The sequence below is a fragment of the Streptomyces sp. NPDC005784 genome, assembly GCF_042871525.1.
In the GTDB taxonomy this organism is placed as follows: Bacteria; Actinomycetota; Actinomycetes; order Streptomycetales; family Streptomycetaceae; genus Streptomyces.
Map to the genome: position 1 here is coordinate 142,610 of NZ_JBIAIQ010000006.1, position 11,664 is coordinate 154,273.

The following is an 11,664-nucleotide window of genomic DNA, read 5'->3' on the forward strand; positions in this document are numbered from 1 at the left end:
GGGCGGCTCCGCCCCCGCGCTGCGTGTCCCGCCCCCCCCCCCCCGCGCCGCGCCGGGGGGGGGGGGGCCACCCCCCCCCCCCCCGCGCCCCCGGCCCCCCCCGCCCCCCCCCCCCACGACCGTCAAGGCGGCGACGGTCGCCAGGCCGGCTGCGGTTCGGTGTTTGCGCACTGTGCTCACTCCTTCCGAGAACGAGAGACTTCCCGGCCCGCACCCGACGGCGGCCCGTCCTCACCCCGGCAGGGGACGGGCCGCCGTCGGGTTCTGCCGGGATCAGCAGCCGTCGGTGCTCAGCACGCGCCAGGTGTTGGTGCCGACGATGCCGTCGGCCTTGAGGTCGCAGAAGTCGGTCTGGAAAGCGATCACCGCGGAGCGGGTGTTGGTGCCGAACTCGCCGTCGATGCTGCCGGGCGAGTAGCCCCAGTACTTCAGGAGACACTGGGCCTGCTTCACCGCGGAGCCGGTGGAACCGTAGGAGATGGTGGGCTGGGACGTCGTGTAGTTGCAGCCGAAGACCGCCGCCGAGACACTGCCCGAGGCCGCGGCGGGCGCTGCGGCGTGGGCAGCCGGAGCCAGGGTGAGGCCGAGTGCGACGGTCGCGGCGGCGAGGGCGAGACTCTTGCGTACGTTCATGTCCGGAGACCTTTCGGTTGTGGATGGGGCGGTGGAGTGGATCCCTGCCGCCCGTCCTGCCTCACCGATGCTGGCGGGTGGCTTCAGGCCGAGTCGAGAGCTGCCGACCAGATGAGGCGTCGGCGGGTCGTCCCACCTTCTGACCTGCGGGGACGACACTCGGACTGCCGCCGCGCAGGGACGTGTCGACTGGCCTGAACGCACGCGTGGGGCGCGCAAGCGGAGGGACCGGCATCGGCGATGCGCCATCGGCATCCGTAGAGTGCCGGTGCCAGGTGGACAGAACGGCATGTGTGAGCGAGGGGTGGTACATGTCTCGTTGGAAAGCGCTTCCGGATTCACTGGACCCACAGGTCCGGCAACTCGTCGTGCAGCTGCGCAGGTTGAAGGATCACAGCGGGCTGAACCTGAAGTCCCTGGAAGCCAAGACGGGATACAGCAAGTCGTCATGGGAGCGGTATCTCAACGGGAGGAACCTGCCGCCGAGTCAGGCCGTCGAGGAGCTGGCGCAGGTGTGCGGGACGGACCCGACCAGACTGCTCGCGCTGCACGAGGTCGCCGCGGCGTGCTGGGGGCAGGGCAGGCCGACGGCCGGACAGGAAGGGCGGGAGGGGCGGGAACTCCTGCTCTCGCCGGTGCCGGCGCAGGGGCCGCCCAAGCGGTTGCTGCCGGTGGCAGCAGCGGCGGCAGCGGCAGCGGCGGCAGGCGCGCTCGTCATACTGCTGGTCACCGAGCCCTGGCACGAGAGCGCGGACCTGGCAACGGCCCAAACCGGCGCAGCGGCGAGCTATACCTGCGACATCCACCGCGAGCACGGCCGCTGGTACGCGGGCCAGAGCACGACCCTGGACGCCTCGGTGCAGTTCGGCGACACGGGCCCGGCCGTCGCGGAGGTTCAGTGCCTGCTGAAGCGGGCCGGCTTCTCGCCGGGCGGCATCGACGGCATCTTCGGCGAACTTACGGAGCGTGCCGTCAAACGGGAGCAGGCGCACACGAAGCTGGTCGTCGACGGCATGGTCGGGCCGCACACCTGGGCGGCGCTGCGCGCATGACATCCCCGCTGGCGGAGCCCGAGTGCAGGCAACTGACCGAGGCGCTCCGCGAACTCAAGGACCGTACGCGCCTCAGCCTGGCCGGTCTCGCCGAGCAGACTCCGTACAGCAAATCGGCCTGGGGGCGGTATCTCGGCGGGCAGGTGCTCCCGCCGCGTGAGGCCGTCGAAGTGCTGTGCCAGGTGGCCCACGAGCCCGCGGGACGGCTCGTGGCGCTGTGGGAACTCGCGGATCTGGCGGTCGGTCAGCGAGGTGCGGTCGCACTCTCCGAGCCCGGACCGGACATGGAGCCGGAGCCGGAGCCGGAGACCCCGCCGGTTGCGGCGGCAGTGGTACGGCTCCGCAGCCGCGTGGCGTACGCGGTCGTCATCGCGCTCGTGCTGGTCTCCGTGACCTCGGTCGCGCTCCTGAGCTCCCGGCGGTCCGGCGCGGCCGCCGCACCCAGGGCATCGCCGACGGCCCCCCGGTGCCATGGGAAGTCCTGCGCCGGACAGAGCCCCGACAACATGATGTGCGGAACCCGGCCACGCGACCTCAGCTCCCGGCAGGCCACCACCGGCGAGCAGGTGGAGATCCGCTACAGCGTGGAGTGCGGCGCGGCCTGGGCGCGGATCTGGCGGAGCCGGATCGGCGACCGCATCGAGGTGTCCGCCCCCGGCGGACCGGCGAGAACGGCCACGGTCACCGACACGTACGACGCGGAGGGTTACCTCTTCACCCCGATGGTGGCAGTGACGGCCGGGGTCCGGGTACGCGCTTGCCTGCATCCGGTCGCAGGCGGCCCGCGGGAGTGCTTCGAGGGCACGGTCGGCCCGTAGACGAGTTCCAGGGCAGTGGCACGGGCTTCGATCAACGAGACAGCACCGGCCCGACAAGTGGACCGGCATCCGCATCGTGCCCACGGAGGCACCCCTCCCACTCCCCGAGCAGGAAGTTCCGGCGCGGGCCCTCCTCCCCGGGGAGGACGCCGGCCCCCGTAGGCTCAGGCGCATGACGGGTGCACGGACGCGGGGGACGGAACGGGGACCGGGTCGGCCGCGCGAGGAGCGGGTCACCGGAGCGGTCCTGAACGCGGTCGTCGACCTGGTCGTCGAACAGGGCGCGGGGGCCCTGACGATGGACGCCGTCGCCGCACGGGCCGGGGTGAGCAAGCCCGCCATCTACCGGCGCTGGCCCACCAAGCAGGACCTGGTCATCGCCGCCGCCGAGAGCCGCATCGGCGAGCTGTCCGTGCCCGACCTGGGCGACTTCCGCGCAGAGCTGCACGTCGTCCTGACGGCCCGGCTGGCGGCGTACCGGCTGCCGGGCTCGGACCGGCTGATCGCGGGGCTGATCGGAGCGGCGGCCGAGGCGGGCACGGGCAGGGCGCAGTACGCGCAGTACACCGAGCGGATCACCGGCGAGACCCGGCGCATCCTCGAACGCGGCATCGAGCGAGGCGACGTACGACCCGACACCGATGTCCGGGCCGCGACCACCCTGGTCGCCGCGCCGCTGCTCTTCCGGCTGATCGGCGAGCAGGAACTGCCCGACACCCGGCTCGTGGAAAACCTGGTGGAGCTCGTGTCCCGCGCGGTCGGCTCCGCTTCCTGACCGCCGCGGCCCCGCCGGACCGCTCCGTCCGAACCAGCCACAACCCCGCCGGCGCCCCGTTCACGACAATCGCACCAGACCCTTGTCACCTCGCACCTCAATAACGATACTTCCAGTAACGAAATCCCGGTTGTCGTTCTGGAGAGCCCATGGACAGCGTCGTCACCCCTCCCGCACCCGCCTTCGACAAGCCTCTGATGCACTACGGGAAGCGAGTGCTGGAGCGCACCGCGCCCGGTGCCGCCCCGGCCGAGTACCGCCTGATGGACATCCGTCCGCTCACCCCGCACATCGGCGCGGAGATCGCCGTCGTCGACCTCTCGCTCCCGATCGGCGAGGACCTCGCCGCGGAGCTGAAGCAGGCCCTGCTGGAATGGAAGGTGATCTTCTTCCGTGACCAGCACGCCTTCGCCCCGGACTCCCAGCTCGCGCTCTCCGCCCTGTGGGGCGTGCCGGAGCCCAACCCGTTCTTCCCCGCCGGCGACACCGTCGGAGTCTCGCGCCTGGCCAAGGACGCCATGGCCGTCGGCACCGAGAACATCTGGCACAGCGACCACTCCTTCATGGCCGCACCGGCGCTCGGCTCGGTCCTGCGGGCCGTCGAGGTCCCCCCGGCGGGAGGCGACACCCTCTGGGCGGACATGGCCGCCGCGTACGACAACCTGCCCGAGCGGACGAAGGCCCGCGTCGAGGGGCTCACCGCGGTGCACGACTGGGTGCCCAGCTGGGGCCTGACGATGACGGAGAGCCAGATCGCGGCGCACCGGGAGGCCCTGCCGCCCGTCGAGCACCCGGTGGTCGTGCGGCACCCGCGCACCGGCCGCAAGCTGCTCTACGTCAACGAGCCCTTCACGACCCGGATCACCGGTCTGTCGGAGACCGAGAGCCGTGAGCTGCTCGGCGAACTGGTCCTCCAGGCCCGTATCCCCGAGTACCAGGTCCGCTTCCGCTGGCAGCCCGGCTCCGTCGCGATCTGGGACAACATCGCCACGCAGCACTACGCGATCAACGACTACTACCCGCAGCGCCGCGTCATGGAGCGCATCGCGATCGCCGGCGAACTCCTGTCCTGAGGACGTCGGCCGGACCTGCCCCGCCCGTTCCCGACCCGTCCCCTCCTGCGGAGCCCTTGTGACCGACACCGATGTCGTACCCCTTGCGGCCGCCGGCCGTGCGAAGACGCCGCCTGACCAACGCCGGCGCGCGTGGACCGTCACCGCGCTGCTCGTCGTCTTCATGATGGTCAACTTCGCCGACAAGTCCGTACTCGGTCTGGCGGCCGACCCCGTCCGCAAGGACCTCGGCCTCTCGGCGTCCGCCTTCGGGCTCGCCAACAGCGCGTTCTTCCTGCTGTTCTCGGTCTGCGGTGCCGCGGTGGGGCTGCTCGCCGACCGCGTACGGCCCAAGTGGCTGCTGCTCACGATGGCCGTCCTGTGGTCCCTGTCCCAGGTTCCGCTGGTCCTGGGCGGAGGGCTCGCCGTGCTCGTCACGTCACGCGTTCTCCTGGGCGCCGCAGAAGGGCCGGCGTTCCCCGTGGCCCAGCAGACCACCCTCTCCTGGTTCCCCGACCGTCGACGCAACCTGCCCGGGGCGCTGATCGTGCTGGGCATCACCCTGGGCGTCCTGGTCGCCGCCCCGGTGCTGACCTGGGTCATCCACCAACACGGCTGGCGCACCGCGGTCGCCGTGGTCGCGATCGCCGGCGCGGTATGGGCGCTGCTGTGGATCCCCTTCGGCGGGGAGGGGCCCTACGCGGCGGCGAGCGACAGCGGGACCCCCGCGCCGGCCCCGGCCGAGGGCCCCGCGACCGGTGCGGGCCCCGACGCCGAACGTACGGCCGAGGGAGCCGAGGCGGCGGAGTCCGCAGCCGGGACGGGTGGCGCCCCGCGCGGAACTCCGTACCGCCGGATCATCGCGACCCGCACCTGGATCGGTGCCACGGCCGCGTACTTCGGCACCTACTGGGTGATCGCCTTCTGCCTGGTGTGGCTCCCGTCCTTCTTCCACGACGGCCTGGGGTACTCGTCGGCCGCGTCCGCCCGGCTGCTCATGCTGGTCTGGGGGCTGAGCGGCGTCGTGGTACTCGGTCAGGCCGGCCTGACCGGATGGCTGCTGCGCCGCGGGACCACGAGCCGAAGGGCGCGCGGCGGGGTCGGCGGCGTCCTGATGCTCGTAGGCGCCGCGGCGTGCCTCGCCCTGCCGGTGGCACCGGCCGGCGCCGCGACCGTCGCCCTCCTGGTCGCCGGATTCGGCTGCGCCGGGGCGATGAGCAGCGTCGCCGCCACCACCGTCGCCGAACTGGCTCCGGCCGACCGCCGCGGCGGCGCGCTGGGCATCATGAACGCCGTGGTGACCACGGCCGGTCTGATCGCCCCGACCCTGGTCGGACACCTCGTGGACACCCACGGGACCGCGGGTTACCGGCAAGCGCTCCTGATCACCGGAGTACTGCTCGTGCTGGGAGGAACGGCCGCGGTCACGCTGATCGACCCGGCCCGCGACGCCCGCCTGCTGTCCGCCCGCCGCGCCGTCCCCCTCCCCCCGGGACCACGACACCCCGCTGCAAGCCGTCTGACCCGCACGTGGGTACGTCGGCGCCGGGTACGGCGCGGAACCAGGGGGACCGCGCCGTACCCGGAGACCCCGTCCCGTCCTCCGGATACGGCGCTCCCGCCTGCCCGACGACGCGACGCCTTCCCCATCGCCTGCCATCAGCTCCCCTCCCTCCTCCCTCCCCTATCGCGAGGAACGACGTGAACCCCAGCGCCCTCGATACCTCCTGCCTGGACCGGGCCGTCGCCGAGTTGCGCGGCGGTGCCGCGTCCTGGTCGGCCGCCCCGCTCACCGAACGCATCGCGCTGCTCGAACGGCTGCTGCACCGGGTGGCCTCCGGCGCGGCCGAGTTGGCCGAGTCCGGCGCCCGCGCCAAGGGCTACGCTCCCGACTCCCCGTGGGCCGCCGAGGACTGGACCGGTGGTCCCTGGGCGCTCGCGCAGAACGCCGCGGCCTATCTGCGGGTACTGCGGCGCCTCGCCGCGGGCCGCGAACCTCTCGCGGCAAAAGCCGTACGGGAGAGGGCCGGCCGCACCCGCGTCGACGTGTTTCCCGCGACCGGCTGGGACCGGCTGCTGCTCAACCGCTTCACCGCCCAGGTCTGGATGCGTCCGGGCGTCACCGCCGACGAGACGCGCGACCGCGCGGCGGACGGGTACCGGGGCCGACCGGAGCCCTCGGCCGTCGCCCTGGTGCTCGGCGCCGGCAACGTCGCCGCCATCACCGCGCTCGACATCCTGCACAAGCTCTACGTCGAGGGCCAGGTCGTCGTCGCCAAGATGAACCCCGTCAACGCCTATCTGCGGCCCCACTTCGAGCACGTCTTCGCGGAGTTCGTCGTCCGCGGCTGGGTCCGCTTCGTCGACGGCGGCGCGGCCGAGGGCGGCTACCTCGCCCACCACGAGGGTGTCGACGCGATCCACGTCACCGGCAGCGACCGTACGCACGACGCCATCGTCTGGGGGACGGACGAGAACGCCGGACAGCGCCGGCACGACGACCGGCCCCTGGTCACCAAGCCCTTCAACAGCGAACTCGGCGGCGTCAGCCCGTGCATCGTCGCTCCCGGCCCGTGGAGCGACGCCGACTTCCGCTTCCAGGCCGAGCACATCGTCACCAGCAAGATGAACAACTCCGGCCACAACTGCATCGCCGGCCAGGTCCTCGTCGTACCGCGCGACTGGGACGGCACCGAGAAGCTGCTGAACGAGATCCGCCGGGTGCTGCGCGCGTTGCCGCCCCGCGCCGACTACTACCCCGGGGCGCGCGAACGCCTGGACGCCGTTCTCGCGGCCCACCCGCGGGCGGAGCGGTACGGCGACGGCTGCCGCCTTCTGGTCCCCGACGTCACCGGTCCCGACGACGTCCTGGTGACCGACGAGGTCTTCGCCAGCGCGCTGGGCGTCGTACGGCTGCCCGGCTCGACCACGGCCGCCTACCTCCGCAACGCCGTCGGCTTCGCCAACGACAGCCTCCCCGGCACCCTCGGCGCCACCCTCATCGTGCACCCGAGGACCGAGCGGTCGGACCGTGCGGTGGTGGAGACCGCAGTCGCCGACCTGCGCTACGGCACCCTGGGCGTCAACTGCTGGTCCGCGGTGGGCTTTCTGCTCGGCTTCACCCCCTGGGGTGCCTTCCCGGGCCACACCCGGCAGGACATCGGCAGCGGTATCGGCTTCGTGCACAACGCGTTCATGCTCCGGGACGAGGACATCGAGAAGACCGTGCTGCGCGCCCCGTTCACGCCCGCGCCGCGGGGTCTGGTCACCGGCGACCCGTCGCTGTCCCCGCGCCCCCCGTACTTCGTCACCAACCGCACGGCACTGACCACCGTGGAGCGCCTCACCCGCTTCACCGCCGCGCCCGGTCCGCTGCGCCTGCCCGCCCTCTTCGCCTCCGCGCTGCGCGGCTGACCTCCGCCGGCCGGTCCCGAACCCGCGTCAACACCCTTACGGAGCCCACCCCATGCTCAACCTCGCCGTCATGCTGGAGAACAGTGCCCGCGCCGTGCCCGACCGTACGGCGGTCATCCCGCTCAACGTGCTCCTGAAGGGCCGTGAGATCGCCTACCACCTGGCCGACTCGGAGGCCAAGGCGTACCTCTGCTTCGAGGGCACCGCCGAGCTCCCGACGCGCCAGGAGGGGTTCGAACTGCACTCGTTCTAGTGACGAACGAGCGATCATGAGCATTCATGAGTGAGTGGCCTCTACGGTCTGGCGTGTGAATCTGACCGAGTGGGCGAGGGCCCAGGGCGTCCATCCGCAGACAGCGCGCCGCTGGTTCCGTGATGGAACGCTGCCGGTACCTGCGGAGCGGGTGGGCCCGCGCACGATCCTGGTGAACATCGAGGCCAACCAGGTCGCCGATGTCGTCGGGGGCGTGGGCCTGTACGCCCGGGTCTCTTCCCACGACCAGAAGGCTGACCTGGTGCGGCAGACCGAGCGGCTCGTGGAGTGGGCGGCGAAGGCCGGGCACCGGGTCGTGCGGACCGAGTCGGAGATCGCTTCGGGCATGAACGGCGGGCGGGCGAAGGTGCGCCGACTGCTGGCCGACCCGGCTGTGACCACGGTGGTCGTCGAGCACAAGGATCGCCTCGGGCGGATGAACACCGAACTCGTCGAGGCCGCACTGGCCGCGCATGGCCGTCGCCTCGTCATCCTTGACGACGGCGAGGTCGAAGATGACCTGGTCCGCGACATGACCGAGGTCCTGACCTCGTTCTGTGCCCGCTTGTATGGACGCCGTTCCGCGAGGAACCGCGCGCAGAAAGCGCTCGAGGCGGCCGCGGAGTGAGCGAGCACAAGAAGGCGTTGCGTGCGGTCCGGGACCCGTTCGTGGTCCATGACCGTACGGACGTCGCGATCCGCGACCGCCTCAAAGACCTCACGCCGCAGGACGACAGGGTCCTGCGTCTCATCGGCGCCCACATGGGCGGCCTCGCCACCGCCGACCTCGCCCTGTACTCGCGGGCCGGCTTCGAGCGCACCAGCCAGAGCTGGGCCACCCGCAAGCAGGAGCTGACTGCCAGGTCGTCGTCCCGCTGGGCCGGCGCCGTCACGAAGGGCACGCACGACCAGTACGCCCTGGCCCGGCGCGGCCAGTTCGCGTACCGGGACAAGCTCACCGACGGCATCCGCATGCTCATGCACCGCTTGTCCCTCCCGGTCGGGGAGAAGGGTGCCAAAGGCAAGCCGGGCGGCTACCGGTCCAAGGCGCAGTGGTTCCAGAAGTCCCGCCGACTCCACATCCTCAGGGCCCGTCTCGCGGCCGTTCAGGAGGACATCGCGACCGGGCGGGTGCACGTCGTGCGCGGCGGGAAGAGCCTCGCGAACAACCGGCACAACCTGGCCGCCGCCGGCCTTACCGAGACCGGCTGGCGCGAACGCTGGGAGGCCGCCCGCTGGTTTTTGAGCGCGGACGGCGAGTCGGGGAAGCGGTTCGGGAACGAAACGATCCGCGTCACCCCGGACGGCGAGGTCTCCCTCAAGCTGCCCAAACCGCTGGAGTACCTGGCCAACAGCCCATACGGCCGGTACGTCCTGACCAGCCGCATCGCCTTCCGGTACCGGGGCGCTGAGTGGGCCGACCGAGTCGCCGGGAACCGGGCGATCGCGTACGAGATCCACTACGACGCGGCCAGGGGCCGCTGGTATCTGACCGCCTCGTGGAAGCGCCCCGCAGTGCGGGCCATCGGGTTGGAGGCGGCGCGGGCGGGCGGGCTCATCGGTGTGGACACGAACGCCGACCACTTCGCCGCCTACCGCCTCGATCAGCACGGCAACCCGGTCGGCGACCCGCAGCGGTTCGCCTATGACCTGACCGGCAGCGCGGACCACCGCGACGCGCAGCTGCGGCACGCGCTCAGCCAGTTGCTGCGCTGGGCCACCCGGATCGGCGTCACCGCGATCGCTGTCGAAGACCTCGACTTCTCCGAGGGGAAGACCCGCGAGAGGTTCGGCCGCCGCGAGAGGTTCGGCCGCCGCAAGCGGTTCCGGCAACTCATCCACGGCATCCCCACCGGCAAGGTCAAAGCCCGGCTGGTGAACATGGCCGCCGAGCACGGCCTGGCCCTGGTCGCCGTCGACCCGGCATACACCTCCAAGTGGGGCGCCGAGCACTGGAAGACCCCCCTGACCAGCAAGAAACGCGCGATGACCCGCCACGACGCGGCGGGCATCGCGATCGGAAGGCGCGCCCTCGGGCACCCGATCCGGCGACGGACGAAACCGCCCCGCACCCACCAGAGCGATGGTGGCGGGCATCGGAACGTCCAGGCCGAACCGGGCACCCCGGAGCGTGAGGAACTCCGCCGGACACGGCACGGAACCAGCCCCCAGAGGGCGGCGACCGGCCGTGCAGTCAAAGCGGGGAACCAGCGTGTCCAACACCGTTCGGGACACGCGGCTGAGCACGGGTTCTGGCAACAGGACTCACTCCCGCTCAGTCCTTAGAAACGGTGGAACGGGTTCAACGAGACGGAGAGCTGCGACCACTTCTTCCTGCTGACCTCGGCTCCCACCGAGACCTCCCCGAACCCGGGCACGCGGACGCTGGCTTCGGCGCTGGCCGGCCGCAGCGCCGACTTCGAGACGGTCGCCACCGAGGCGGACGACACCGCGGTCATCCTCTACACCTCCGGCACCACCGGCCGGCCCAAGGGCGCCGAACTCACCCACGCCAACGTGGCGTTGAACGCGCTGACCTGCCACAAGATGTACGGCGAGGTCGAGCACGACGTCCATCTGATCGCCCTGCCGCTGTTCCACTCCTTCGGCCAGACCGTGCAGATGAACGCAGGGCTCGCCGCCCGCGCGACGCTGGTGCTGATGCCGCGCTTCGGCGCGGGTTCGGCCCTCGCCCTGATGCGGCGTCACGCCGTCACCTTCTTCGCGGGCGTCCCCACCATGTACGGGGCGCTGCTCGCCGAGAACGTGCCCGAGGCCGAACGGGCGGAGATCGCCGGGAACCTGCGGATCGCCGGCTCGGGGGCTTCGCCGCTGCCGGTCGAGATCCACCGCAGGTTCGAGGAGCGCTTCGGGGTCACCGTCCTGGAGGGCTACGGCCTGTCGGAGACCAGCCCCGCGGTGACGTTCACGCCGCGCGGCGAGCCGGCGCGCGCGGGCTCCGTCGGCCGTCCGGTCTGGGGCGTGGAGGTGGATCTGATCGCCGAGGACGGGACGCCGGTCAAGGGTCCGGACGCCATCGGCGAGATCGTCGTGCGCGGGCACAACGTCATGAAGGGCTACTACAGGCGGCCCGAGGCGACCTCCGAGGTGCTGCGGGACGGCTGGTTCCGCACCGGCGACCTGGCCCGCAGGGACGCCGACGGATGGCTCTACGTCGTCGACCGCACCAAGGACCTGATCATCCGCGGCGGCTTCAACGTCTACCCGCGTGAGATCGAGGAGGTCCTGCTCACCCACCCCGCCGTGAACACGGCGGCCGTCCTCGGCGTGCCGCACGCCGAGCCACGGCGAGGAGGTCAAGGCCTGCGTGGTCCTCGCCCCGGGCGTCGAACTCGCCCCGAGCAGGAGCTGATCGCGTGGTGCAGGGAGCGGATGGCGGGCTACAAGTACCCGCGCCTGGTGGAGTTCCGCGACCAGCTGCCCACCAACGCCACGGGCAAGATCCTCAAGCGTGAGCTGCGGGCCGCGCCCACGGCCCCCTGACGGGCCCCGTCACACCTCGCTTCCGTGACGGCGCCCCACCGCGCGGCGGCCGGCCCGGTTCTCCCCTCGGCCGCCGCCGGGGCCCGTTCGCCGGCCGATTCCGTGAACTCATCGCCTCCAGGGGCTACCCCGTGGCACCTGCCCGGCCGGAAGCTCTGGAGCG

At 71.9% G+C, this 11,664-nt stretch carries 12 protein-coding genes; 10 read left to right on the forward strand and 2 right to left on the reverse strand.

Annotation, left to right across the window (positions count from 1 at the left end; all coding sequences use genetic code 11):
* Positions 1-273 precede the first annotated feature (273 nt).
* Complete coding sequence (locus tag ACFYR3_RS13105) at positions 274-633, reverse strand: peptidoglycan-binding domain-containing protein (protein WP_355851240.1); 360 nt, start codon at positions 631-633, stop codon at positions 274-276.
* Positions 634-944: 311 nt separating this feature from the next.
* Here ACFYR3_RS13105 and ACFYR3_RS13110 point away from each other — a divergent pair, with 311 nt between their 5' ends.
* The 9 genes from ACFYR3_RS13110 to ACFYR3_RS13150 all read left to right on the forward strand — a co-directional run bounded on the left by ACFYR3_RS13110 (position 945) and on the right by ACFYR3_RS13150 (position 10,283).
* On the forward strand, positions 945-1,685 hold the full coding sequence (locus ACFYR3_RS13110; protein WP_355851243.1) for a peptidoglycan-binding protein: 741 nt from the start codon (positions 945-947) through the stop codon (positions 1,683-1,685).
* On the forward strand, positions 1,682-2,503 hold the full coding sequence (locus tag ACFYR3_RS13115) for an XRE family transcriptional regulator (protein ID WP_355851246.1): 822 nt from the start codon (positions 1,682-1,684) through the stop codon (positions 2,501-2,503). Before ACFYR3_RS13110 ends, ACFYR3_RS13115 begins: the two co-directional genes overlap by 4 nt.
* 172 nt (positions 2,504-2,675) lie before the next feature.
* Entirely contained in the window at positions 2,676-3,278 is a 603-nt protein-coding gene (locus ACFYR3_RS13120) for a TetR/AcrR family transcriptional regulator (protein WP_355851249.1), read from the forward strand.
* 149 nt (positions 3,279-3,427) lie between these two features.
* On the forward strand, positions 3,428-4,351 hold the full coding sequence (locus ACFYR3_RS13125) for a TauD/TfdA dioxygenase family protein (RefSeq protein WP_389282834.1): 924 nt from the start codon (positions 3,428-3,430) through the stop codon (positions 4,349-4,351).
* Positions 4,352-4,409: 58 nt separating this feature from the next.
* Positions 4,410-6,035, forward strand: coding sequence for an MFS transporter (locus ACFYR3_RS13130; protein ID WP_389282836.1), 1,626 nt, complete (start codon positions 4,410-4,412; stop codon positions 6,033-6,035).
* Positions 6,032-7,744, forward strand: a complete 1,713-nt coding sequence (locus ACFYR3_RS13135) for an aldehyde dehydrogenase family protein (protein WP_389282838.1) — start codon at positions 6,032-6,034, stop codon at positions 7,742-7,744. Before ACFYR3_RS13130 ends, ACFYR3_RS13135 begins: the two co-directional genes overlap by 4 nt.
* Before the next feature lie 52 nt (positions 7,745-7,796).
* Positions 7,797-7,997, forward strand: coding sequence for a hypothetical protein (locus tag ACFYR3_RS13140; RefSeq protein ID WP_355858107.1), 201 nt, complete (start codon positions 7,797-7,799; stop codon positions 7,995-7,997).
* Positions 7,998-8,052: 55 nt separating this feature from the next.
* Positions 8,053-8,625 (forward strand): IS607 family transposase, encoded by a 573-nt coding sequence (locus ACFYR3_RS13145; RefSeq protein WP_355858110.1) that lies wholly within the window; start codon positions 8,053-8,055, stop codon positions 8,623-8,625.
* Entirely contained in the window at positions 8,622-10,283 is a 1,662-nt protein-coding gene (locus ACFYR3_RS13150; protein ID WP_389282840.1) for an IS200/IS605 family accessory protein TnpB-related protein, read from the forward strand. The genes ACFYR3_RS13145 and ACFYR3_RS13150 overlap by 4 nt, the downstream gene beginning before the upstream one ends.
* On the opposite strand, the gene ACFYR3_RS13155 is transcribed toward ACFYR3_RS13150, so the two are convergent.
* On the reverse strand, positions 10,280-10,456 hold the full coding sequence (locus ACFYR3_RS13155) for a hypothetical protein (protein ID WP_389282842.1): 177 nt from the start codon (positions 10,454-10,456) through the stop codon (positions 10,280-10,282). The genes ACFYR3_RS13150 and ACFYR3_RS13155 overlap by 4 nt on opposite strands.
* Here ACFYR3_RS13155 and ACFYR3_RS13160 point away from each other — a divergent pair.
* Entirely contained in the window at positions 10,455-11,501 is a 1,047-nt protein-coding gene (locus ACFYR3_RS13160; protein ID WP_389282998.1) for an AMP-binding protein, read from the forward strand. The genes ACFYR3_RS13155 and ACFYR3_RS13160 overlap by 2 nt on opposite strands.
* Positions 11,502-11,664 lie beyond the last annotated feature (163 nt).

Bases quoted from the DNA above. Each gene is read 5' to 3' on its own strand.
- ACFYR3_RS13140 (WP_355858107.1), top strand. From the start codon at position 7,797: ATGCTCAACCTCGCCGTCATGCTGGAGAACAGTGCCCGCGCCGTGCCC.
- ACFYR3_RS13105 (WP_355851240.1), bottom strand. From the start codon at position 633: ATGAACGTACGCAAGAGTCTCGCCCTCGCCGCCGCGACCGTCGCACTC.
- ACFYR3_RS13115 (WP_355851246.1), top strand. From the start codon at position 1,682: ATGACATCCCCGCTGGCGGAGCCCGAGTGCAGGCAACTGACCGAGGCG.
- ACFYR3_RS13120 (WP_355851249.1), top strand. From the start codon at position 2,676: ATGACGGGTGCACGGACGCGGGGGACGGAACGGGGACCGGGTCGGCCG.
- ACFYR3_RS13125 (WP_389282834.1), top strand. From the start codon at position 3,428: ATGGACAGCGTCGTCACCCCTCCCGCACCCGCCTTCGACAAGCCTCTG.
- ACFYR3_RS13155 (WP_389282842.1), bottom strand. From the start codon at position 10,456: ATGACCGCGGTGTCGTCCGCCTCGGTGGCGACCGTCTCGAAGTCGGCG.
- ACFYR3_RS13110 (WP_355851243.1), top strand. From the start codon at position 945: ATGTCTCGTTGGAAAGCGCTTCCGGATTCACTGGACCCACAGGTCCGG.